The sequence below is a fragment of the Sphingobacterium sp. BIGb0165 genome (assembly GCF_024810095.1).
Lineage (GTDB): Bacteria > Bacteroidota > Bacteroidia > Sphingobacteriales > Sphingobacteriaceae > Sphingobacterium > Sphingobacterium detergens.
Window position 1 is genome coordinate 166,287 of record NZ_JANUEB010000003.1, and the last position, 23,862, is coordinate 190,148.

Sequence of the window (23,862 nt, forward strand, 5' to 3'; positions counted from 1 at the left end):
ATATGTGAGGGGATAGAATCTGGAGTAGCATTTTGGTAATTAGGTTTGAGCAACACGAAATAATTTCGTGGGCTCAAACCTTTATTGTTGTTTTTATTGTTTTTTATCCCACCATACTTTGGACAAAAAGGAATCTCCGTTCTGCATTCTGGAAACAGCGTCTTTGAGATTTGTTTGATTTAATTCAGCCTCTTCACTGGAGTAAATAGCTCGACGTGGTATCTGTCTATTGGTGGATCCCGGATTTGGACCAGGTGTCAATTTTGGATAACCTGTACGACGCCATTCGGCAAATGCTTCCATATCTCTGCCAAATAAGCTTATCCATTTTTGAGTAGCGATTTTCTCCATCTTTTGTTCGTCTGTCAATCCATTTAGGTTGATGATATTTTGCTCATAGGATGAGGGGATGGAAGTTAAATTGTACGGTGGAAGGGCAAAGGCAGCTTTGACGCCATCTGTAAAGAATGATTGCGCATTTGTACTTGTCGCGCCCCAACCTAATAATGCAGCCTCGGCTTTGTAAAAACATATGTCTGAGTAGGTCATTGCATAACTTGGTATTGGCGCAAAATTCAAGCTAAACCATGTTGACTTGTTGGCCGTAGAGTAATTTGCTCTAATCAGTTGAGAAAGTTCATTATCGGTTAATGCTACTCCAATTCCTTGATAGGTAGTAACACCGCCTATAGTGACTGGTTCGGCAAGTAGACCTAAGCGAGGATCATTATACTCCTTCAATTTGTTTACCAATGTGTTGGCTAAGTACCGTAAGTCGGCGCTGCCAGTAGTCATCTGCCGTAATATAGGGTTTTGGTTTTCGGCTTGTGCATTATTAAATGTAGGAACTGCCGCATTATCACTATTACTTGAGATTAACCCAATGGGAGAAGTCATTGCTTCTGTAACGGTTTTTTGCGCTAATGAGAGGTTGGCATAACGCATTCTCATGCCCAATTTCAGTTTTAAGGAGTTTCCAAATTTTTTCCATTTATCAATATTACCGCCATAGAAAAAATCGGAAGAGCCATAAGATTGATCGCCAACGGTGAGACGTGCCAAAGCGGCGTCAACCTTTATGACCAGTGCGGGATAGATATCCTCTTGTTTGTCAAACTTAGGAGTTCGATTAATCTCTCTGCTATCTTTTGTAATTTCCGAATAGGGGATGTCTCCAAATAGATCAGTCAATCGTTGGTATAGATAAACTTCATAAAGTTCGGTTATTGCCAGTTTACTTCTACCTTCGGGACTTTCTTCTTTGCCACTGAGCTCCTTTTTTATCTGAATGATGTTTCTGAGCAAGGTAAAATGCTGCGACCATATCAGGTTTTCTGGTCCTTCAAAATAACGCGATACGGGTACCACTGGGCCACCAGCCCAATGCTGGATCCACGAACCAAACTTATTGTTTGGGAGTTCTCCCGACTCTTGAAACGTACCATCACGGAGGATTCTAGCCATAAGCAATGCGGGATCTATTGTTGTCACTGATGTTGGCGGCGTATTTATTTTTTCAAAGTCTTTCGTGCAGGCGCTAAATGTTGCTACGGAGACAAGAGCGATAACAAATCTGTTTTTTATCATTTTCGTTTTCATAATTCAGTGTTTTAAAGACCAACGGTAAGGTTAACGCCAAAGGTTCTCATCATTGGTAGGGAAGTGGATTCAATACCTATGGAGCTATTGTTTACATTGAAAGCAGAAGCTTCTGGAGAAAAACCATCTGTTTTTCGTTGGAAATAGAATAAGTTTCTACCGTATAGACCCAATTTCAACGAATTGATCATACGATGTGGTATCAGATTTTTCGGGAATGAATAAGAGAGACTAATTTCGCGCATTGCAATATAACTCATATCATTAATCATTTCCTCAGATACCATGACTTCTTTGTCACTAGCAACCATATTCCAATAATCTTGAGCATTCACCTGTTTACTGTTTTTTGTTCCGGTGCTTGTCCAATTGCCTGCGCCATCTTGCTGTGCAACTATTCCATCAGCGACATAGGTGCCCTCACGTCCTTCTAACGTTTTTTTGCTCGTACCATAAATTATTTGCTCTCGATTGGATTGTGAGAAGATCACTCCTCCTTGACGAATATCAACAAGCGCGTATAAGTTGAAGCCTTTGTATTTTAATGTGTTGCCGAAACCGCCTATCCAATTTGGCTGCGCATTTCCAAGATCAGTTTCTACTCGCCCCGCGGTACGTAAAGGGAGTCCTGTCGTTGGATCAATTAATCGGTTTCCATTTTCATCCTTAATCCATGCAAATTGAGTTCCAATAAGCTGACCGAATGGCTTTCCTACCTCGGCGACGACGTTGATTCCCCTATCGGTTGCCAAAAGGAAACTTTCTACACCAGGATAAAGCGATTCAACCTTGTTGCGGTTTCTATTAAAGTTAAACGTTGTATTCCATTCAAATCCTGATTCGGTTTTGAAGGGAGTGGCCCCTAGTACAAATTCGATCCCCCTGTTACTGATTTCTCCGGCATTGATGCGATTTTTCACGTAAAGACTTGATGGCGCGATCGGTACATCTAGAATCTGATTTTTTGTTTTCGCCTGATAGTAAGTAAAGGATAGCGAAAGTCTATTTTTTAAAAACCTGAGATCTGCACCAGCTTCGATAGACGTGGTCAATTCATTCTTTAAGTTGGGATCAGGGATAATTTCGGTATATGAAGCCATCGGTACACCACCGTGTGTATATTGATTAAGACTATACGCACCTGTTAATTGGTAGGGGTTTCCGGAGCTGCCGGCCTGTGCCCAAGACGCTCGGATCTTGGCGAAAGACAGCGCCTCTGACTGCCATTTGAATGCATCAGATAGTACAAGACTGGAACTTATCGAAGGGTAGAAAAACGAATTGTTATTTTTGGATAATGTAGAAGACCAGTCATTGCGCGCCGAAAAGTCGACAAACCAATAATCTTTATAGCTAAATTGGCCTGAGAGGTATACCGAATTGATTTTAGACTCGATAAGATCGAATATATAGGTATTCGTAGTGGTATTATTGATGACAAAGAGATTAGGTACGATAAACTGATTACCAGCGTTTCCTGTCATTCGCAGATATCGACTTTGATGACTTGCCCCCATATTGGCACTGAACTTAATGTTATCTGATAAAGTGAAATTGGAACTGGCAAGGATATCAAAGTTATCTTCGCGGGATCGGATAACTTCTTCTCTGATATCGCCTTTCCTGTTTAAGCTCTGGTAGGTATTGATCGGCCTATATCGAAATCGCTGATCGGTATAAAAATCGGTTCCTCCTGTCGCTGCTACTTTGAGCCAGGGGGCGAAGTCATAGCTTAGGCGGAGTAATCCAATGATGCGGTCGCGGCGATCTTCGTTGTGATTTTCATGGATTGTCCAGAAAGGATTGGCAGTGGAACTATTTGTTGCGTAAGTTTTTTCCAAACCCTCCGTTAGTCCCGAGAAACCGAGCTGCCTGCCTATTTCCTGTGCCGTCCATTTATATTGGGACATGATATCATTCCCTAGGCTTCGTGGTTGACTGATAAATAAATAGGCTGGATTATCGGCTGCATCAGCCAATGTTGGCCTATTAGTTCCTTTTTGAGCAATGTAATTTGCTTTTACATCAATATGGAGTTTGTCCGTAATTTTTGCTTGTGTGCGTAAACCGAAATTATTCCTTTTCAAAGTATTGGTCGGGATATACCCCTTCACATCTGTGTTGGCAAAAGAAAAACGATAGTTTATTTTTTCATTTCCGCCGTCTACGCTTAAATTATTGACAAATTGTTTTTCGGTCTGGAAAAAAGATGCATAGGTATCAGGTTTAGGTGTTAGTTGCAGTACATTTCCATAGGCATCTTCATAAGTTTGGCCCTCCATTTTTGCTCCCCAGCTGGCACGTGTTGTACGGTCCCGACCCGCACTCATTTTTGGGATGCCACTGTAACCGTTTTTTATGGCATCACTCATGGAAACGATGGTTCCATCGTCTCTTCGGAAGTGGGTAAATGTGCCATTTAGTCCCTGACCATATTCATTTTGAAAATCAGGGAGTATCAAACCATTTCCAAAGGAATAGTCGGTACCATAGCTGAAGCGTGTTTTACCGGCTTTGCCTGATTTTGTTGTAATCAGGATGACACCGTTGCTTCCTCTTTGACCATATAGCGCTGCGGCATTGGGCCCTTTTAAGACGGACATGGTCTCAATATCTTCGGGGTTAATATTACCAATACCATCACCATAATCTGTACCACCGGATTGGTTTGGTGCTGAAATGTTTTGATTGTCAATCGGCACACCATCGACTACATAAAGCGGCTGGCTATTACCAACAAGGGAGTTGTTACCACGAATAACGACTTTTGAAGAGCCTCCAGCACCAGAAGCGGCACGGCTTACTTGCACACCAGCGACCTTTCCTGAAAGTGCATTGGCAACATTTGTTTCTTTACCCTGTGTCAATTCATCTCCTTTTAGCTCCGCAACAGTATAGCCAAGGGCTTTTTTCTCCTTTTTAATACCTAGTGCAGTGACAACTACTTCTTGTAGGTTTTCCGATACCGATTCCAGACTGACATTGATGGCAAGCTTATCTCTTTCAGAGATGTTGTAGTCTGTCAGTTCCTTGGTTTTAAATCCGATAGAGGAAATGGTGATTTGATATCCTTGACCAGCTGGGATCTGATCAAAAGAAAAGGTACCATCTGCTGCGCTAGTCGTTGCCCTTTTGAATTTGTTAGCCGCATTCTGGATAGTGACTGTTGCAGAGTATATGGGCTTACCCGCTTCGTCGCGAATGACGCCGTTGATCGCTGCCTGCTGTTGTGCATTAACGATCTGATAACTAGTTGCCAAAAGGCCCATTAGTCCAAGACGTAAACCCCAGTTTACATCAGCACGGATATTGGTTCTTAGCATAAACATGGTTAGTAGGCCATGTTTGGAAGGTAAATAATTGTGCATAATTTATGGATTAAATAAGTGAATTATATTTTATTCTGTACAGTTATGGTAATGTGGTGGAGTTCTTGTATATCTGATAGTATTTTTCGGAAGACAGAAGGATCATTTTCATAGGTGCCACTGTAATATTTGTCTTCGATAGCTTCGGAATTAAATTCAAGTTTGATATTATAGTTTTGACTTATAATATGCAGTAGATCTTTAAGGGCTAAATTTTTGAAGATTAGTGTATTTTGTTTTTCGGAATAAAAACCTCTTCTGTTGAATTTGGATGAATTCATCCGTTCTTCCGCAACAATTTGAAGTTGTCGATGATCGATGGTTATTTCTTCATTCGGTATAAATTCAAGGAGCAGAGGAAGGGAGCCTGTTTTATTTTTTAGGCTCTTTAATTGGATACGTCCTTCAAATAATCTGACTTTTGTTTGCGAAGATTTTAGCTCATCTACGCTGAATATTGTACCTAATGCGGTTGTTGTTAACCCAGTGGTATGCACATTAAAGGGTCTTGACTTGTCTTTGGCAACAACAAACTTTGCCTTTCCTTTTAAATGAATATCACGGGTAGACAGCGAAGAAAAGTTATCTGCAAATTTAACTTCCGAATTAGGATAAAGTTCAATTTTTGATCCATCAGGAACATCTACCTGCATCGGCGAATTGCCAGAATTAATATAGTAGAAGTTGCTTGGGGACTCCAATTTCGGAGTTTGTTTTTTTTGGACAGCAGTAATCGTAGGCGTATTTGTTGTTGTCTTCCAATATTGAAAAGATTCCCAGCCTAGTGTTCCGACAAGTAAAAGTATCGCAGCATATTTCAATAGGGCATAGATCCGTTGTTTTGTATCCCTGATCGTAATTTTTTTGATTAGGGATTGTTTGATTGAGTCATGCTGTTCAAAAGCTATATGTTCTTCTATATTATGCCATTCGCTTGCTGGAAGCCAATCATCCAAATTTAGTTGGTTATTATCCAGTGCATTTTGAACCGCTTTAACTTCTTCGGTATTTGCTTCTCCGCGGAGATATTTTTCGACGAGTTCTTTCGTAATCTTCATACATATTGATTACGATTGAAAATAAGGTATCCCCCAAAAGAAAATTAAAAAAGATTTAGCATCAGTATGGAGAGCAATAATGCTTTTCTTATTGCTTTTAGCGCAAGAGTAATTTGATTTTCTACTGTCTTGGATGATATAGAGAGTTTATCTGCGATTTGTTTATGGGATAGATTGGAATATCGGCTCAACATAAAGATCTGTTTTCGCTTTTCGGGGAATTGATTAATGATATGTTGTAATGTTGCTTCAAGCTGTTTGGCGTAGTAATCATCTTGCGGGGAATAGAACTGAATGAGCTCATTTTCTGCTTGAAGAAGTTTCTTTCTGTTATATTCCTCTTTGATCAGATCCAAAATTGTTGTCCTTGCAATACAAAAGATCTGGGATTCTACAGTGGCATCAATATTTTTTTCATTTAAGTTTTTCCAAAGCTTAATAAAAACACGCTGTACAGTTTCTTCGGCTAAATAAGATGATCTGGTTTTATTGAACGCATATTGGTATACTTTGGGACTCCATTGATCATAGTATTCCTCAAATGTTTGGATATTTAGCGAATAATTGATTCCCATAGTGTAGACTTGGAATCTCTAATATAGCTAAACTAAATGATTTAAGATAAATTTAGGTAGAGTTTTTCGGTTTTTCAAAACGTTAAGAAAAACATTAAGATAAGGAGGTGCGTCCATAGCGAGTTCTACAATGAATCGTTTTATGTACTTCGTTAATGAAGCCCATTTTTTGTCTAAAGGATATTTCCACGGATATATTCTTTCCCCATATATCCATCCCAATTTTCATGGTCGCGCATAATATGATGATAGACTGTGGCTAGAGCCTGCATTTTTGTGAATAAAGGAATGCCTTTTCGGATGCAGTCATAGTCTGTATAAATCCCATTGCGATCATTCCATTGAAGCCATTGGAGCAATTCTTGCCGTTTCATAAGTGAGAGCCTATCAAAAAGTGCTTTATCTTTTAAATCCAGCAGCTGATAGCGCCAATCCTTCCGTTGAGACTCCATTGCGATGATTTTTGGTAATTGATAACCGATAATCTGTTTGATGAAAGATTCCATAGTTTGAGCAATTAATTGTTAAACATAAGTTGTATTGGGCCATTCGAAATGCTATTAAACTGCTTTTTCGTATGACTGCGCAAGATCTCTCTATAGGTATATTCTACGGCCTTTGATTTGCAAAGCGGTTTTACATTATTTTCCATACATTTACGGTCAGTGTAATTGCCTTTTGGGTTATGCCATTGCAGCCAATCAACCAGTATCTCCCTATCCATCACTTCAAGTCGTTGAAGTAAACCATTTATTTCACTTTCTTTAAGTTGTTCACGCCAATCGGACCATATCGATCGTGATGTGAATTCTCTGTTTGCTTTGAATTTATTTTCCATAGTGTTTTTATACTTTTTTGTCGGACTTTATTTAGACTATCAACTTTATTTAAACTACCAATTTGCTTATGATCGCATTCCCCAGTTTACTTTTCATAAATAAAGCAATCTGTTGGAGTAATTCAGGGCTGACTTCGGGGACTCTTTCCAAGTCTCGAATAAACCATTTTTGAATCACAGGATAATGCTTAAGAACTGGATCAAATTTTACCACTTCAGCCCTAGATGATTTACCTTCAGGATCGTAATATGACCAAAGTACAATAAAGATTGTATGGGGATCCTCATCCGGATAGGGGGTGTGGAAGCGAACAATATCGCCAACATGTAATTCCTTATTGTCAAATCCTTTTGCCTGTTCCATAAAGACCTTGTCTAAAATTGATATTCAAATATACTAAAAATATTAGTTTTATAAAATTTTATTGAATTTTTTTGCTAAATATATTGTTGGTTAGCGTTAGAGCGATCTAGCTTTATTTCTATCGGCGGGAAACTGAATGATAAAAAAATAATTTTCTTATCTATTTGATTTGTAGTTGTTTGTGTTTTTAAATAAGCAATAAGTAGTTCATGCAACTGCTTGTCTTTCGTAGAATGTATGACATCTTGTAGCAAAAGTGTTTGAAAAGATAATGTTTGGCGGGAATACTTCTCATTATTCAACAATAATATACAGAAGACTTTTTTAGCGAGTCCCCTTAGGCGGAGGAAATGATGCTATCAGTCTTTCAGAAATGAAACAAGGGGTTTGATAAATCGGTCGAAAGCTTCAATATGGGGTAAGTGTCCGACGTTATCAAGTTCGACGAGTTTTGATCCTTTGATTTTTTGTTGAGTTTCCTTTCCTAAATACTGATACAGTCCCATTTTTGCGGCTACTTTAGGATCTTTTACGTTGGCTTTACCGATCGCAGTTCTATCTCGCGTACCGATGATGAGTAGGGTGGGTGTTTTTATATGCTGAAATTCATAAACAACAGGTTGGGTAAAGATCATGTCTGATGTTTTGGCATTTACCATGGCAACGATGGAATAATCCTTAGCTTTTGTCCAGCCTGTAAGTAGGTACACCCATTCATCATATTCCGGCTTCCATTTGTTGTCGTAATAGAATCCGCTTTGGTACTTTTTTGCAGATTCATATCCCGTTTTTAATTCCGTTTGAAAATTTTGGTCGATGGAAGTATAAGGTGCGACAAGTTTCCAGTCTTCCAGCCCAATGGGATTCTCTAAAACAAGTTTTTCCACAGTTTCGGGATACATTAATGTAAACCTTGTTGCAAGCATCCCGCCCATAGAGTGACCAAGTAAGGCGACCTTATCAAGTCCCAACTTGTCTAAAAGCAATTTTGTATTTTGCGCTAGCTGCTGAAAAGTAAACTGATAAGCTGTGGGTTTTGAAGATTTGCCAAATCCAATCTGATCGGGTATTATAACGCGATACCCAGCCGAATTTAGTGCCTGAATGGTTGTTTTCCAATATGCTCCGTTGAAATTTTTGCCGTGGAGTAGTAACACGGTGTGACCATTCGGTTGTTGCGAGCTGACATCCATATAGGCCATTTTTATTTCTTCACCCTGACTCTTTAAATTTAAGTAATGTACTTCATAAGGGTATTGATAATTATTGAGCATAATATCCAGTACAGGGCGATCTGTCTGCGCGTTTGATAACGAATAGACGAGACTGAGCAGTACAAGAACGAGCTGTTTTATCAATGATTTCATTTATGTGTTTCTTTAAGTATACATCATCACTTTGGTAACTTTATTTTATAAACCTGATAGGGTAATTCAACTCGGTCTATGCCATTGTTCCATTGCGGATCTCTGGATAGTTGTGCGCATGAAAAGTAAAGATAACCATTACCATCTATACCCAAAGAATCCGGCCATAACAGTCTGGGGTCCTGTGTCAATAAATGAATTTGTCCATCTGGAGTCAAGTATTTGATACTGTAATCCATTGAGGTCGTCAGATAAATATTACCGTTCCGATCGGCAAGCAAGCCATGTGTAACGCCTACATTTCCCATGTCTTCTACTTTGCCTTGCAGGGCTGACTGGGATAGTGTATCATCCGCAAGGTACTTTGTAGCGATTCGGTATAAGTGCTTTTTATTAATTGGTTTAAAATAGAAGTAATTGAAGTCATGACTTAGCGCTATCCCGTTAACGTGAGAGAGAAAGGGTTTACCGTCCTTATAGCGCATGTCTATGCCGGAATAGGAGATGACAACTTCCGGATCAGCTAATGTGAAGGAGCTTTTTTCCAATACTTTTCTACTATTTCCTGATTGAAGATCAAGAACAATTATTGCGGCCTGACCAGGATCAGAAAGATAAGCTAGATTTTTTTCGAGGTCAATGCGTACATCGTTCAAACCTGATTTCGCTTTGTTAAGATCATCAAATGTATAGATACGTGCTATTTGATTATTTTTTGTGTCGATTTTAAGAAGTTTGAATTGTCCGGTGGGAGCTGCACCATCTGGACCGAAAATAGACCCAGAGGTTGATGGTTTAGAGTCTAATACCCATAAGTTGTCCTGTGCATCCACAAAGATGTCCTGAACGTTTACAAAATGTGAACTCTCGTCCCCTTGACTATTCCATGCTTCATTAGGATAGGGGGTGCTTTTACCATCAGTGATTTCGGTAAGGGCGTACCGATAATCTTTGTTTTGTTTAGGAAATGATACGAATAATCTATTTGTCGAAGTTGCGCTGACGCCTATGGGACGGTAGGGTCCAAAAGATGCCGCGACTTCTAGTTTCGGATCTAGAGCGAGTTTTTCTTGTGCTTGCATTGTAGAGCATAATAGATGAGCGAATAGGAAATAAAATAAAAGTCTTTTGAACATATTTGGTATTTATTTGAGATCTGATGACGGTGCTGAATGAATCGTGAAAACCAGTATTCTATTTTATAACTTCTTTTTTACTGTTATTGTTTTATAAGATTATTATATAAGGGGAGGATAGCCCCGTTAGTTCAGATAGAATGGATTCGTGGTGCAAGAACTGTGAAAAAGTAATTCGGATTTTTCATCCTGATCAGGCGTTAGCCGTTGCGTATTGGAAAGACGAGGGGATCGGTTTGCTGCGAGGGATAATGAAAGGCGCAAATTCTATTGCGGGGACAGCTTTTGGTGAAAATGGTATTGCTGCGTTGGGATCCTCAGTTAGTTACGGTCTCTTGGTAAAAGAAATACTTGATTTTTATAATACGGGGAGAACGCCGATGCAAGCGGCGGCATTGGAGATACTCCGCTTTATGGTGGCTGCACAATCTAGTAAGAAGTCAAATCAGTACGGACGCCTGTATGATATATAGTTTTTAACATGCCCCACTATTTTCGACAGCGGGGCATATTTTCGTTATTTGGTTAATTTGACGCCAAATACGGATTCAAGTTTTTCCTCCATCGGTCCACCGCCCTTTTCGTCGGATCCTACGCTACTAAACACAATTTTTCCGTCCGGATCAATTAGATATGCGGTAGGAATTCCGCTGACAAAAAAAGCCGATTTTGATAAATTCGTTTTGTCGTGTAGTTGTGGCCAGGGATTATTTTCTTCTTTTACCGCTTTCTTCCAGTCGTCGAGCTTTGCGTCAATGGAGATATTGATAATTTCGAAGTTCTGACCCTTTAGCTGTTGGTAAACCGATCTGAGCCTAGGAAATGAGATTCGACATGGACCGCACCAAGAAGCCCAAAAATCAATCAATACATATTTTCCTTTGAGCTTATTGAACGAAAAATCATTTCCGGTGGTATCGGGAAGGACGAAGTTAGCTACCGTAGATCCTATACTGGATCTTTTTCTGCTAGTTATTTTTTCATATAACTGCTTCGCAGCTTTGGTTTCTTTGAGTGGGGCGGATAATTTCGAATAATTATGCTCTAATTGAGCGAGAGATAGACTGCTGACCCTTCCTAATAACATAAACGGTGCATCTGCTCCATTGGGATTAAAATATTTTGCAAATAGTGAGTCATTTAATTGTGTCTCACGTTTCTCGAAATAATCCATTGCCTTATCAAAATTAGTTGTCCCTTCTTTCAGTGCTTCTTCACCGAATTTACTTGTGATTTCCTTGTTGATCCTTTCATGAATAGACTTTTTGGCTCTAGAATAATCGAAATATGCAACTGAACGGGTAGGTCCATTTATTTGGCCTGAGGAGATGCCTTTCTCAATATCAAAATCAAGTTGTAACGTGCCTGATTTTTCAATAAATAACGAAAAAGGAGAGACATAGCCTTTGACCTTACTCTCATATTGAAGATAGAAATACATTACATCCGGAGCTTCAGATGTAATGGTTATCTGATATTCACCATTTGGACTGATTGCTGTCGAATCTTGAAACTGACCTTTAAAAATGTATATCTTATCAAATCCTTTTGTGTCGCCAGTTACTTTACCTTTTATTTTCAGATTGATCTGGGCAAAGAGGGGATTAAATGAGAAGAAAAATAATGCCACAAGCACTGTTATTATAATATTTTTAGATTTCATGATAAATTTCAATAAAGTTTAAATTTTAATGTACGATTGATAGATCTATTAATTTAACCCAGCAGGTAGATATGGATCGCTATTGGGCTGTAAATTCCAGCTTGGATTGGCAAGTATGGTCGGATTATTGATCTGTAATGTAAAAAATTTACTGATGACATCCGCTTTGTAGGATTTGTTACCTATGGTATGGATGACCTGCGTTTTCGACCAAGGTTTTCCTTTATCTAGTGCCAATCTCTTGATGTCGAATGTCCGTTGATAGGTACCAAGCTGCATTTCCCGTCTACGTTCTTTCAGAATTTCCTCGAGTAATTGATCCTGACTAAAAGCCCCGCCATTTTGAAGATCTGTATTTGCACCTGAATAGCGGTATTTGCGCAGCATATTGAGATCGCTTAACGCTTGTCCCAATTGGTTTAACCTTGCATTTGCTTCCGCTTTTATCAATAGCAGCTCGGGATAAGTCATTCCCTGTGAAGCGATCATTTTGTTGTCCCTATAATACTTAAGGCGTACACCATCATCATGTTTCACACCGCCTTCAACCACTGAATAGCCCAGCGTTTTGAGCATAAATAGCTTGTATCTCCGATCTGCGTTTGTATCAAAAAGCTTGATAAATTCTTCCGAAGGATAGGGAGAATAGCTGTAGGGGGTAGGGCGATAAAATAGTTGTTCCCTATTGTAAGTCTGTTTCAACAAATTATCTTCACCTAGTAACTCAAGACCAACTTCGGCATCGGTACCCGCTGGTGGAGATGCATTTGGATCTTGTCTATAACTGAATTTATTTAGGTTATAGATAAGATTGTCAGTATTACCTTTGGCTGCAATGGCTTGCGCCCATGCATCATTTGCATATTTGGACATTTTGGTCCAATCTCTTTTGAACATGTATAGCTGTGCTAACAAGGCATTAACTGCTGGCTTGCTTGCACGGGTTGGGTTTCCAACGGTATTTGGAGCGCCGGTCAATGCATCGAGCAAATCTTTTTCTGCCAGATTCATAATTTCATTTGTGCTGGCGAGATCGGGATTAGGAGTGTTCGGTGAACCTGTTGTCCGGTAAGGAAGCACTTTTTGATCATTTTTACCTTCAGGATCATACATTGGGGCATAACCCAGTCCTCCGACCAGATAGGACCAAGCTCTTCCAGCTTTTGCCTGTGCAATAATTATTTTGCCCAGATCTGAATTTTCCCCCTTAAGATTTGAAACTTCATCAATGGCGATATTGAATATGCCCGCAGCACGATAGATGGCCCACTCCCATGTGTATTGGGGATCTATCGGGTTCGTATAGGGGTAATAAAATTTAAATGCAGCCCAACGATCTACATTCGGGTGTGTACTTTTGTAAAGATATATAGCCTGATTTTCACTGATCGTTAAGTTGTCACCCATAAAAGCATAGAAGCAACCTCTGTTGTTGTCTGCATAAAATGAGCTAATGGTATTTGTATTATTCAATAAATTCTCTAGATCTTCGACTTTTGAAGGAATCAACTGTCCAATAGGTTTAACATCCAGGTATTTGTTGCAGGAGAAGGTCGATATGGAGACCAGGCCCAGTGCAAGGTATATTATTTTTTTCATTTCAATTAGTTTTTAGGTTAGAGTCCGAATCGTAAACCAATAAATATCTCGCGTGGTAAAGGCAGTGAAGTAAATCCTTGATCTGTTCCTGCCCCCGTACCACCACTTACATTGAATTCTGTAGTTTCGGGATCTATGTCCACACCTTTGGCCGTAATACGAAATAGGTTTCTGCCCTGAACAAATATTCTTGCGTTGGTAAGACCAATTCTTTTGCTCAGTTTCTCGAGATTATAAGAAAGTGTGATGTCTCTTAATTTGGCATAACTTGCATTACCCACATTGACATCCGCAAAAGGGAAGGAGAACATATCCATATTCCATTCTTCCAGAACGGGATATATTGTATTCTTTTCGTCTCCAGGTTTCCGCCATCTTTCGGCTACATGTCGGTTTTGATAATTGGATCCACTAAACGTATCCTTCCTATATTTATGCCCTAGCTTTGCTATAAACATAAAAGATAGGTCCCAGTTTTGATAGCTGAAGCGATTTGTTAAAGCAAGATCCCATTTTGGTCTAAAGGTTCCCTGATAGACCAAGTCGGTAACTTCAGCATTGCTCGCCAATACAACCTGATTGTCCCTGGTATAAACTTGTGTTTGACCGAGCTCATTAAGACTTGCAAAACGATAGCCCCACAAGCCGTCTGAAGGGTATCCAGCAACCATGATTCCTCCTGGAGTAGTGTAACTACCTGTGTACGGACGGTTTACATTGTAATGTTTTACTTTGTTTGCGTTAAAGGAAATATTGGGCAAAATATCCCAGCTAAATCTACTGTTTTTGATGGCGTGGACATTGAGCCCAAGCTCAAATCCGTGATTGGTCATTTTCCCTACATTTTTTGTTAGGGAGCTAAAACCTAGTGTCGGATCTGCGGCGTCAGCAGCCAAGAGGTCAGAACTGTTCTTGTTGTAATAATCAAAGCTACCTTCTATCGAGTTGTTGAATAAACCGAAGTCTATTCCCACATTGGCAATATTCGTTTTTTCCCAACGCAATTGCTTATTGGGAGGAGAGGAGACGCCATAGGAAACTCCACCCGTTGTAGGACTGTAGCTGCCAACACTCAAAATCAAAAACGGACCATTTCTCAGGGAAATATTTCCATTGATACCATAGGAACCTCTGATATTAAGTTTACTGAAAACTGCTTTATCCCACCATTTCTCATTACTTAATTTATAAGTTCCTCCAAGTGACCACATCGGTTTGTAGCGGTATTTTTTATCTGTACCAAAGAAATTGGTAAGATCTAGTCGGATACTTCCGCTTAGGATAAATCTATTGTCATATTCGTATGATCCATTGGCATACCAGGATACAAAGCGATTATCTCCATATGTTAGTGAACCATCGGTCAGTGATACGCTTCCATTAGGGAAGAGCATATCTGCGTTGTAAATTCCAGCAGTAAAATCTTTGATGTTGACAGGGATAAATGAACCTGCATTTTCATTATAGCCAGCTCGGGTAGCCAATCTATTGTTGTCAGAGGTAATTTTTCTGATTTCGTTTCCGACTAAGGCGTGTAACAGATGTTTGTTATCGGAGAAGTTTTTGCTATAATTGAGCTGTGTACGAAGCGTCCAGGTTTCATTGATATTTTTGAATTCGTCCAAGATGCTTCCATCGGGAATATAATGATTAGCGGGATTTGATTTGGAGGTACCATCGTTATAGGCGATACGAGCATTATAGGAGTCTGCCCGTTGGATATTTTTGACATTTGCCGTTCCTTTGACCCAGTTACCTCCAACTTCTGCAGTAAGTCCTTCTACGATATTGGCTCTTAGAAACCCGCTCATCCTAAAATTATAGACATTGCTATAACTGGGCATTTTCCCCATGTCTTCTAAAGGAACATAATCCCAGGACTTCATGCCGGGGGTGTTTTTGTAGGTATTTACTTTATATTGACTGATACCCCATATTGCTGCCGGATTGCCATTGCCGTCCAATAGATTGGTATAAGGCATAATCATTGATCCTCCTGAAAAACCCGCTAAAGACTGATAATTGTCACCTGCCAATTCTGGACCGTAAATGGTAGAATATGTGAATGAAGTACTATTGCCTTTATTATACGTGAAATTGGCAGCAGCTCCAGCAGTTAAGAATGGAAAAAGCTGCCATTCGTTTTTAAAATCGGTGATTAATCGTTTTGAATCATTGTTAATGAGATTATCCTTGGTCTGTTGATAGTTGACGGAAAAATTATAATTGCTTTTAGGGGATCCGCCGGCGATATTGATGTTATGCTGATGGGTTACTTTATTTCTGAAAAACAGATCCTGGATTTGATTTAAAGCATTGATACCACGAAGTCCATTGATCTCGGCCATTGCATCTTGGTGGCTAATCTTCCCTTCACGCTCTTGCATCAATAGATACGTTACCCGGCTCATATTATATGGATCCATCGTTGAGGGACCATTTGGATTCAGGTTGAAAAGGTCTATCTCTGCGTCAATATAATCTGATGTTGTCGCTTTATTCAGATACTTTAACTGTGGTTTCTGAATAATATTTACAAAGCCTGAATAGCTTATTTTAGGTTCACTATTTTGTCCAGACTTTGTGGTAACAACAATAACGCCATTGGCTGCTCTAGAACCATAGATTGATGCGGCCACACCATCTTTTAGCACGGTTATGCTCGCTATATTCATTGGATTGATATCATCTATAGTTGTTTCGACGGGATAACCGTCAATGACGATCAAAGGTGTTTTTTGTGCATTAAAGGTCGAGACACCTCTAATTTCTATTTTGCCGGCCTTATCAATAGTTAATCCTGTTGTCTGTCCTTCAAGAGCACTTTTTAGATCCGTAGCTAGTTTTCTTTCCAGTTTTTCACCGCTAACATAACTGAAAGATCCTGTGACTCGATCTTTGGGGAGTTTTTGATATCCAGTATTGACTTCTACTGTCGCCTCATTTAATGTCCCTGTTTTTAATGCCAATGTGATAACTCCAAGATTGTTTGTGACTGGGATAGTGATGCTTTCATACCCTATATAGGATATGATGATATTTGTACCTAGGGAAGAATTATCTAAAGTGAATTCTCCATTACCATTGGTGATGGTACCTTTTTTTCTTCCTTGTATCATTACGTTGGCACCGACAAGTACATTGCCATTTTCGTCAACAACTTTTCCCCTTATTTGGGACTGGTTTTTAAGATTAAGTAGTAGTATTGTTTCTTTTAATTGAATACCACCAATTTCAGACTGACGCGGTTTAACCATGATCATATCTTTCTCCAGTTCAAAAAAGATGGGGGTATTCTTTTCAAGGGTTTTTAATGCCTCTTGTAAAGGGAGATTGTTAAATGAGACAGAGGTACAGGTCAATGGATCAATATTTGGTGCTGCCCATAAATAATGGTAACCCGTCTGAATGTTAATTTCTTGCAGTATCTTTCGCAGACTAACATTTTTTTTATTGATATTGACTCTTTGTGCCATGGTATTGGCCTGGACCCCCATCATCCCTAAAAGTAATAGTGATGATAAAGATATTTTCATAAGCGCATTGGTAAATATACGCGATACAGATTTTTCACCTGTACTTTGTTCATCTGTCGGGACTACACAAAAGAAGTCTCCAACATCTTTTTTGGTAAAAAAATGATACATTTGTTACGGTTAATTGATTTTAAATAATGGTAGTTTACGATCCTTTAACTTTAATTAAGGGGACGTTGGCGCGTCTCCTTAATCGATCTGATATAAATTTGCGGGTGTGTTCTCCTTTCTTTTAGTAGTATTAGATTAATAACGTTAGTTTATTTTAACTTTTGATTTTTCTACAATAAAATTAGCGTTACTGGCTTTCGATAATAACTTAAATAAATCTTCAGCACTGGCATAACGCGGAATAATTCCTTCGATTTTTACTTTCCTTAGTTTTTGATCAATAAATTCAAAATCGAAATCATACCAACGTGCAAGTTTAACCATGACGTTTTCCAAGGGCTCAGCGACAAACTCGAATTGATCTTTGGTCCAGGCAATATCGGATTGATTATCTACTTCGCGTTTATAAGTATTTTGACCAAGTGTCGATACGGCCTGTTCGTTTGGTTTTAAAATGATAGCTTCTTGTGTGTCCGTACTATTATAATTGATTTTTACAGATCCCTCCATTAGTGTTGTGATCGTGGATTTATCTTCACTATAGCTGCTTACATTAAATTTTGTGCCCAGCACCTGAATTTCCTGCTCATTACATCGGACGAAAAATGGAACAGCGGTACCATCTCCATTTTTAATTTTGCTGATTTCAAAAAAGGCCTCCCCAATAAGCTTTACTGTCCTTTGTTTACGATCAAATTCCTCCGGAAATATCAACGTAGAAGCGGCGTTTAATCTAACTGTACTGCCATCGGGAAGCAATATGTGATATTGACCTCCTTTTGGAGTGCTTATAATCAATGTTTTTTCCTGTTTTAAAGGATTATTTGACGCGATTTTTTTTAATTCTTCAGAAATGTTGAAATATTTTTTTTCGACAGGTAGTTGTAGTGATTTTCCATCTTCAAGTTGAATGGAAGCGCGAAAACTGCCTGGAACAATATTCTGTGAGGTACGATCGAGCTTAAGATTCCAAAGGAGGATAAATAGCGCGGCAATTGTACAGGCGGCAATTGCGATCCCATATTTTTTAATAATAAGATGAAAGAGATTAGGTCTTTCAAATGTAATCTTACTTTTTGCTTTTTCAATTACCTCATGAACTGGTAAAGAAAAAGCCCAATCGACATCTTGTTCATAAGTATTATTTGAAACCAAGCTTTGAAATAACTCTTCATGCTGTGCTGAGGAGGAGCGCCAATGGTCTAGTTTTGTCTCACCCTCATTGGATAAGATCCCAAGCTTTTTTGCAGATATCAATTCACTTACTTCGAAAGGGCTCAGCTCCATAAATTCTTTTGGTTAGTATTTATTATTATAACAGAATTCGAAGCTAGAATTGCTATCCCTTTTTTTGTTTATTTATAACTTGCTTATTATTAGTGTTTTTATTTTTTTAATGTGTCGATTAATAATAATAATAGAAGATAATCGCCATTGTCCAATAACTGTTTTAGCAAAGCCAACCCCTTTGTTTTCTGTGTGTAAACAGTGCTGCTAGTTATATTTAATTTTTGCGCAATTTCTTTTGTATCTAGCCCCTCTATGATATTTAATTTCATAATGGTAGCACATTGAGCAGGTAGTTTTTCTAAAGCATTTTTGATCAGTTGTAATGTTTCTGCATAAATAATCCACCTGCTATCGTCTTCAACAACACTGCTTATTTGATTGGCATAATTGTCATAATTAGTCAATCGTCTTTTTCGCTTGTCGAGGTAATTGATGGTCGCATTTTTTGTACTCAGGTAGAGAAATGACTTTAGCTTGTCGTAAGAATCAAAATGAAAGTCTGTTGACCAAATTTTTAAAAGAACATCTTGGACAAGCTCCTCCGCACTTTCTTTTTCTATATCGAACTTGATCGCATATAGGCATAAGGGCGAATAAAACCTATGAAATAGGAATTCAAAAGCTTTTTCATCTTTTCTTAGAAAAGCTAGGAATAATTTGGATTCGTTTAATGCGTCTTCCATGTACTGGTAGAACAAATTAATGAATTTTTAAACATAAATGAAAGGATAAGAAAAGATTTTGGATGATAGAAGAGGATATATAATTTTTTCCACTGATATTAAAATAATTGGTGGTGACAATTTTCATTCGTTGAAAGATAACATAAAAATATAAGCTACCATCAAATAGAAGGAAAATTAAACTGTTTCTGTTTTAATATTTATCCAAAGTTAGTCATTAAGCTTCTTTATCGGAGTTGTTTGGCTGATAGATCGTTACTGATTAGATAGAGCTATTAATAGTTTGGATCTTTATGTAATATCTTCTGTATAAGCGTTTCAATTTCTTTTGCATGAGTGACTGTCATAAAATGACCAGCTCTTCGAATGATAAAAGTGGGGATTATATTTCTAATTGGGATAATGCGGTCTTTGCAGCCATGGATATGGACCAAGTTGTTGGGAATAGTCTTGTTTTTCCATTTTACGATTTGATTGATCGCCCAAGATAGAAATTTAGCATCGGTTTCTTGTAGTATTTGTTTAAGCATCATTTTATCTTCTTTTAAGCTTATACCAAAGAAGTAATTTGATAAAATATGATGTGATTTTAGAACTGAAGCAGGAATAAATTTGTGGATTCTAAGTGTTCCAATAAGTTTGTAAAGTTTAGGAAGTTCGTTATCATCTTTTGCCGATGCGAGTAATATAACTTGTTTTACATCAATAATTTTAGCTATTTCCATGGCAACCATACCTCCGAAAGATAATCCAATAAGAACGGGGCATTCAGTCGTAATTTTAGTGGATAATCGTCGTGCATAGCATGAAATTGATTCTGTTGAAATTGGAGGGATCCATTCTAAGTGTATGACTTTTAAGCCCCCAAAATTTATTTTGTCAAAAACCCTTCGGTCAACACCTAATCCACTAAGTATATAAATATGGGTATCGGACATGATGGTAGGTTTAAATGCATTTTGACTACAATTTATTAATAATGTGTCGATATCCAAAATTAGAAAAATATTAGTCTAGGGAAGCTCATATGATTTATTAACAAAAAACAAGATACCCAAAAACGAGTGGATATCTTGTTTTATCCATAAAAGTGAATGCTCGTCTTTTACGGATTATTATCATATAACTGTTAATATGAATTATTAGAATACTTAGCGCATTGATCTAGCTAAGACAAAGTTGCTAAGCTTTTGGCCTCAAAGATAGATAAGTCTTCGAATTGTTCTGCTTGAACTTTTTTTACCCAATTTGGATCTTGCAAGATCGCCCGACCTACTGCGACCAAATCGAAGTCCCCTCTTTCATATCGACGTACCAATTCATCTAGTGAAGCTGGAGACGACTTAAATTCTGAATTTGTAAATACTTCACCAAAATCTTTGTCAAGTCCTACTGATCCTACCGTTATTGTCGGTTGGGCAGAGACCTTTTTCAGCCATCCGGCGAAATTTAAATCGCTACCTTCAAATTCTGGCTCCCAATAGCGTCGTTGGCTTCCGTGGAAAATATCTATGCCTGCATCAACTAATGGTAAAATCCAATCTTCCATTACCTTTGGGGTAGGGGCTAATCTTGCAGTATAATCTTGTTGTTTCCATTGTGATAGTCTGATGATAATTACAAAATCCGGTCCAACGGTTTTTCGCATTGCTTTCACTACTTCGACAGCAAATCTGGAACGCTCCTTTATCGTTTTACCACCGAATTCATCTGATCTGTGGTTCATCCCTTCCCAAAAGAATTGATCAATCAAATAACCATGTGCGGCGTGTATTTCAAAGGCATCGAAACCTAGCTCTTTTGCAGATCTTGCAGCATCAGCATACGCTTGGATCGTATTTTCTATATCGGCCAAAGTCATTGTGTCGGGACTTTCAAAAGCTGCTGGCGGAGTCCACTGCATTGGGGTATACCCTACATGCCATATTTGAGGAGCTATTTTGCCTCCTTTTGCGTGAACAGCATCTAGAATGTTCTTCCAACCGTTTAAAGCTTGGTCTCCATAAAAATTTGGAATGTCCTTTAAGTTTTTTGACGCTGGTCTTTCGATTACAGTTCCTTCGGTTAGAATCAAACCAACATCTCCGGCTGCCCGTCGTTCATAATAACCTGTAACGACATCTCCAGGGATCCCGTCAGTAGAAAATGCTCGTGTCATGGGGGCCATGACGAAACGGTTTTTTAATACAAGATTTTTGTATTGGAACGGACTGAAAAGTGTTTGTATGCTCATTTTTTTATTTCATTTGCGAATTTCTTTACAAAGATATTTTAAATAGTGTATTTTTGTAACTATTGATAGTATAAAGTAGTTACCTTTGCGTAACTATCAAATGTTTTGGCAATGAAAAGAACTGATTTTAAGAATTGTTCATGCGCGATGCAACGCTCTATGGGAATTTTGGGGACAAGATGGAAGCCCATTATTATATACACACTAAGAGATCGAAAAGCCCGATTTGGACAACTCGATGCATTGATCGAAAATATTTCAAGAAAAGTACTGACATCCTCTTTAAAAGAATTGGAGGAAGATGGTATTATTTTGAGGGAGGAATTTAAAGAGTTACCTCCTCGGGTGGAATACGCTCTGACTGAAAAGGGAAAGGCACTTATTCCGATTATGTGTCAGTTAGCAAAATGGAACGAGGAATATTATGAGGAGCCTGCATCGTTGGTATTATAAGAAATAGCAATTACTTTACCTTTTTTGGATTATATATACTGTTTTTTACTGAAATGTAATAACAAGAATATGTATAACTAACAGAATATGAAATTTTAAATCCAGACGGTTCATATTTATTTAAAATTTAAGTAATATTGAATTGTGAAAAACAAGGTAAATCAAGAACACAATAAACAATATTTCATCGAATCTTTTCGTGAAGGTGAAAGAGAAGGGTTGAAGTTCTTGTACAAAACCTTTTATAGTCCAATGTGTTATTTTCTCGAAAAAATGAACTTGGATAAAGTTATTATTGAGGAAATTGTCCAGGATGTATTTTTAAAGCTATGGGAAAGACGGAGCGATTTTAATCATTTTGAGTCGATCCGGAGTTTTTTATATACAAGTTGCAGAAACGCGGCACTTAATCGGATTCAACAACATAAGAGATCACAACAGCTTGCTAATAACTATATCACACAGCTTGACCTGATAGACTTGCCTGTCAGCCATCAAATGATCTATCTAGAAACGCTACGTGAGGTTCACGACGCTATAGAGACCTTGCCAGAACAGTGTCGACATGTAATATACAAGCTGGTCGTAGAAGATTTAAGCCCACAAGAAGTTGCGATTTCCTTAGGTATTACCACAAGTACCGTATACAATCAAAAGAAAAGAGGAATTGAACTTCTCAGACAAAGGCTTAGGCCTGATCAGTTTTTTTGTCTACTGTTACTCCTTCTGTATTATTAGGTTGTAAATTATAAATTTGATTTTCAGTTGATTATAAGAATATTCCCAATCTCTTTAGAGAAACGAAATCAAAATATTGTTTTAAGTATATAAAGCAATATGGAGCATACAACCGAACATATCATCTATTTATTGAGTAAGTCAAAACTTGAAGGATTAAGTTATGAGGAGCAATTGCAACTAGATTCTTGGCGACTCAATGCGGCTTCGAACCGAGAAGTATATGATATGTTGGATAATAAGGAGATGTTGGGCAGAGATTTGAAGGGCTTATCTGCTTATGATTGGGAAGCATCCTTTGAAACTTTTGAACAGGAGCATCTGAGCGCTCCAAAAACTATTTTCCCTTTCAGAAGGATTTGGTCGTATGGAATCGCTGCAGTACTAATTGGTACGTTAATATTATTTTTTGTTCGTTACCTGATGGATGCTGGATATCAGGCAAATCCAGACGTAAAAATCCTCCCCGCTCAAACCGCAGGTACAATCTACCTGAAAAATGGAGATTCGATCGCTATTTCACCTAAAGATACTGTATTATCTTTCGCTACTCTACCCAGTAGCCTGACTAAGGGGAATGATAGCTTACTTATTTCTACCCCAAAAGGTGGTAAAATGGCCGTTCTCTTACCAGATGGTACTAAGGTCTGGATGAATGCTGAGACCCAATTGGATTATTATGAAACAGATAGTCTCAGACAGGTTCGATTGATCGGCGAAGCTTATTTTGAAGTAGCAAAGAAATACTTCGCCCCAGGAGAATTATCACAAGTGAAACCATTTAATGTTCAGACCGGAAATATTCATGTAACGGTATTAGGTACGCATTTTAATGTTAAGGCAAATAAAAGTTTAAGTGACTTTAGGACTACCTTATATGAAGGAAAAGTGAAGGTTAAGCAAGGAGAAAGGCAGATTATTTTATCTCCTGGAGAGGAGGCATATATCAATACTGGTCATATCCAACGCAGAACCATAGATACTGAAATCGGTAATGCATTGAAAGATGGTTATTTTATATTCAACTCTGAACCGCTGTCTGTTATTATGGAGGATATTTCTGCTTGGTATAACGTTAATGTGGTTTACCTTGATAACGAGATAAAGTCAGAAAAATTTGAAGGGATGTTGTCCCGTAATAGCCGCTTAAAAGATATTATCAATGTACTAGAGAGTACAGGAAAAGTCAATTTCAAATTTAAAGAAAACACGATTTATGTAGATAAAAAGCAATCTAAATGAAAAGACGAA

Annotated in this window: 20 protein-coding genes; 4 read left to right on the forward strand and 16 right to left on the reverse strand. The window is 38.2% G+C overall.

The features are described 5' to 3' along the window. Positions 1–93: 93 nt before the first annotated feature. The 9 genes from M2408_RS07305 to M2408_RS07345 all read right to left on the reverse strand — a co-directional run bounded on the left by M2408_RS07305 (position 94) and on the right by M2408_RS07345 (position 10,251). The gene (locus M2408_RS07305) at positions 94–1,599 is read right to left on the reverse strand and encodes a SusD/RagB family nutrient-binding outer membrane lipoprotein (RefSeq protein ID WP_259180432.1); all 1,506 of its coding nucleotides are present in this window, start codon (positions 1,597–1,599) and stop codon (positions 94–96) included. An 11-nt stretch (positions 1,600–1,610) separates the two neighbouring features. Then, a complete protein-coding gene (locus M2408_RS07310; RefSeq protein ID WP_259180433.1) occupies positions 1,611–4,967 on the reverse strand; it encodes a SusC/RagA family TonB-linked outer membrane protein in 3,357 nt (1,118 codons plus the stop codon). 23 nt (positions 4,968–4,990) lie between these two features. Beyond that, a complete protein-coding gene (locus tag M2408_RS07315; RefSeq protein ID WP_259180434.1) occupies positions 4,991–6,025 on the reverse strand; it encodes a FecR family protein in 1,035 nt (344 codons plus the stop codon). Positions 6,026–6,069: 44 nt separating this feature from the next. Further along, the gene (locus tag M2408_RS07320; protein ID WP_259180435.1) at positions 6,070–6,600 is read right to left on the reverse strand and encodes a sigma-70 family RNA polymerase sigma factor; all 531 of its coding nucleotides are present in this window, start codon (positions 6,598–6,600) and stop codon (positions 6,070–6,072) included. A gap of 173 nt (positions 6,601–6,773) precedes the next feature. Continuing rightward, complete coding sequence (locus M2408_RS07325; protein WP_259180436.1) at positions 6,774–7,106, reverse strand: hypothetical protein; 333 nt, start codon at positions 7,104–7,106, stop codon at positions 6,774–6,776. An 11-nt stretch (positions 7,107–7,117) separates the two neighbouring features. Next, on the reverse strand, positions 7,118–7,438 hold the full coding sequence (locus tag M2408_RS07330) for a hypothetical protein (protein WP_259180437.1): 321 nt from the start codon (positions 7,436–7,438) through the stop codon (positions 7,118–7,120). A 49-nt stretch (positions 7,439–7,487) separates the two neighbouring features. After that, positions 7,488–7,802 (reverse strand): hypothetical protein, encoded by a 315-nt coding sequence (locus M2408_RS07335; RefSeq protein ID WP_223582393.1) that lies wholly within the window; start codon positions 7,800–7,802, stop codon positions 7,488–7,490. A gap of 359 nt (positions 7,803–8,161) precedes the next feature. Continuing rightward, positions 8,162–9,169: an alpha/beta fold hydrolase gene (locus tag M2408_RS07340; protein WP_259180438.1), complete on the reverse strand. Its 1,008-nt coding sequence runs from the start codon at positions 9,167–9,169 to the stop codon at positions 8,162–8,164. Positions 9,170–9,195: 26 nt separating this feature from the next. After that, positions 9,196–10,251, reverse strand: a complete 1,056-nt coding sequence (locus M2408_RS07345) for a major royal jelly family protein (protein ID WP_259180439.1) — start codon at positions 10,249–10,251, stop codon at positions 9,196–9,198. A gap of 194 nt (positions 10,252–10,445) precedes the next feature. On the opposite strand from M2408_RS07345, the gene M2408_RS07350 reads away from it, so the two are divergent. Next, positions 10,446–10,778: a hypothetical protein gene (locus M2408_RS07350; RefSeq protein ID WP_259180440.1), complete on the forward strand. Its 333-nt coding sequence runs from the start codon at positions 10,446–10,448 to the stop codon at positions 10,776–10,778. 44 nt (positions 10,779–10,822) lie between these two features. Here the strand turns inward: M2408_RS07350 and M2408_RS07355 are convergent, their stop codons facing one another. The 7 genes from M2408_RS07355 to M2408_RS07385 form a co-directional block, all read right to left on the reverse strand. Beyond that, positions 10,823–11,968, reverse strand: a complete 1,146-nt coding sequence (locus tag M2408_RS07355; protein WP_259180441.1) for a TlpA disulfide reductase family protein — start codon at positions 11,966–11,968, stop codon at positions 10,823–10,825. A gap of 48 nt (positions 11,969–12,016) precedes the next feature. Beyond that, on the reverse strand, positions 12,017–13,567 hold the full coding sequence (locus M2408_RS07360) for a RagB/SusD family nutrient uptake outer membrane protein (RefSeq protein ID WP_259180442.1): 1,551 nt from the start codon (positions 13,565–13,567) through the stop codon (positions 12,017–12,019). Positions 13,568–13,584: 17 nt separating this feature from the next. Beyond that, positions 13,585–17,214 (reverse strand): SusC/RagA family TonB-linked outer membrane protein, encoded by a 3,630-nt coding sequence (locus M2408_RS07365; protein WP_259180443.1) that lies wholly within the window; start codon positions 17,212–17,214, stop codon positions 13,585–13,587. Between the two features lie 144 nt (positions 17,215–17,358). After that, positions 17,359–18,501: a FecR family protein gene (locus M2408_RS07370; RefSeq protein WP_259180444.1), complete on the reverse strand. Its 1,143-nt coding sequence runs from the start codon at positions 18,499–18,501 to the stop codon at positions 17,359–17,361. A 98-nt stretch (positions 18,502–18,599) separates the two neighbouring features. Next, entirely contained in the window at positions 18,600–19,187 is a 588-nt protein-coding gene (locus tag M2408_RS07375) for an RNA polymerase sigma factor (RefSeq protein WP_259180445.1), read from the reverse strand. A gap of 275 nt (positions 19,188–19,462) precedes the next feature. After that, positions 19,463–20,125 carry an alpha/beta hydrolase gene (locus M2408_RS07380; RefSeq protein WP_259180446.1) on the reverse strand — a complete coding sequence of 221 codons (663 nt, stop codon included), beginning with the start codon at positions 20,123–20,125 and terminating at the stop codon, positions 19,463–19,465. A 230-nt stretch (positions 20,126–20,355) separates the two neighbouring features. Then, positions 20,356–21,420 (reverse strand): NADH:flavin oxidoreductase, encoded by a 1,065-nt coding sequence (locus M2408_RS07385; protein WP_259180447.1) that lies wholly within the window; start codon positions 21,418–21,420, stop codon positions 20,356–20,358. A gap of 111 nt (positions 21,421–21,531) precedes the next feature. On the opposite strand from M2408_RS07385, the gene M2408_RS07390 reads away from it, so the two are divergent. The 3 genes from M2408_RS07390 to M2408_RS07400 all read left to right on the forward strand — a co-directional run bounded on the left by M2408_RS07390 (position 21,532) and on the right by M2408_RS07400 (position 23,853). Then, complete coding sequence (locus tag M2408_RS07390) at positions 21,532–21,873, forward strand: helix-turn-helix domain-containing protein (RefSeq protein ID WP_259180448.1); 342 nt, start codon at positions 21,532–21,534, stop codon at positions 21,871–21,873. Positions 21,874–22,017: 144 nt separating this feature from the next. Next, on the forward strand, positions 22,018–22,611 hold the full coding sequence (locus M2408_RS07395; protein WP_259180449.1) for an RNA polymerase sigma factor: 594 nt from the start codon (positions 22,018–22,020) through the stop codon (positions 22,609–22,611). Between the two features lie 99 nt (positions 22,612–22,710). Then, entirely contained in the window at positions 22,711–23,853 is a 1,143-nt protein-coding gene (locus M2408_RS07400; RefSeq protein ID WP_259180450.1) for a FecR family protein, read from the forward strand. Positions 23,854–23,862 lie beyond the last annotated feature (9 nt).

Bases quoted from the DNA above. Each gene is read 5' to 3' on its own strand.
- M2408_RS07310 (WP_259180433.1), bottom strand. From the start codon at position 4,967: ATGCACAATTATTTACCTTCCAAACATGGCCTACTAACCATGTTTATG.
- M2408_RS07350 (WP_259180440.1), top strand. From the start codon at position 10,446: ATGGATTCGTGGTGCAAGAACTGTGAAAAAGTAATTCGGATTTTTCAT.
- M2408_RS07330 (WP_259180437.1), bottom strand. From the start codon at position 7,438: ATGGAAAATAAATTCAAAGCAAACAGAGAATTCACATCACGATCGATA.
- M2408_RS07385 (WP_259180447.1), bottom strand. From the start codon at position 21,420: ATGAGCATACAAACACTTTTCAGTCCGTTCCAATACAAAAATCTTGTA.
- M2408_RS07365 (WP_259180443.1), bottom strand. From the start codon at position 17,214: ATGTATCATTTTTTTACCAAAAAAGATGTTGGAGACTTCTTTTGTGTA.
- M2408_RS07335 (WP_223582393.1), bottom strand. From the start codon at position 7,802: ATGGAACAGGCAAAAGGATTTGACAATAAGGAATTACATGTTGGCGAT.
- M2408_RS07400 (WP_259180450.1), top strand. From the start codon at position 22,711: ATGGAGCATACAACCGAACATATCATCTATTTATTGAGTAAGTCAAAA.
- M2408_RS07325 (WP_259180436.1), bottom strand. From the start codon at position 7,106: ATGGAATCTTTCATCAAACAGATTATCGGTTATCAATTACCAAAAATC.
- M2408_RS07390 (WP_259180448.1), top strand. From the start codon at position 21,532: ATGAAAAGAACTGATTTTAAGAATTGTTCATGCGCGATGCAACGCTCT.
- M2408_RS07370 (WP_259180444.1), bottom strand. From the start codon at position 18,501: ATGGAGCTGAGCCCTTTCGAAGTAAGTGAATTGATATCTGCAAAAAAG.
- M2408_RS07315 (WP_259180434.1), bottom strand. From the start codon at position 6,025: ATGAAGATTACGAAAGAACTCGTCGAAAAATATCTCCGCGGAGAAGCA.
- M2408_RS07360 (WP_259180442.1), bottom strand. From the start codon at position 13,567: ATGAAAAAAATAATATACCTTGCACTGGGCCTGGTCTCCATATCGACC.
- M2408_RS07355 (WP_259180441.1), bottom strand. From the start codon at position 11,968: ATGAAATCTAAAAATATTATAATAACAGTGCTTGTGGCATTATTTTTC.
- M2408_RS07345 (WP_259180439.1), bottom strand. From the start codon at position 10,251: ATGCAAGCACAAGAAAAACTCGCTCTAGATCCGAAACTAGAAGTCGCG.
- M2408_RS07340 (WP_259180438.1), bottom strand. From the start codon at position 9,169: ATGAAATCATTGATAAAACAGCTCGTTCTTGTACTGCTCAGTCTCGTC.
- M2408_RS07305 (WP_259180432.1), bottom strand. From the start codon at position 1,599: ATGAAAACGAAAATGATAAAAAACAGATTTGTTATCGCTCTTGTCTCC.
- M2408_RS07380 (WP_259180446.1), bottom strand. From the start codon at position 20,125: ATGTCCGATACCCATATTTATATACTTAGTGGATTAGGTGTTGACCGA.
- M2408_RS07320 (WP_259180435.1), bottom strand. From the start codon at position 6,600: ATGGGAATCAATTATTCGCTAAATATCCAAACATTTGAGGAATACTAT.
- M2408_RS07375 (WP_259180445.1), bottom strand. From the start codon at position 19,187: ATGGAAGACGCATTAAACGAATCCAAATTATTCCTAGCTTTTCTAAGA.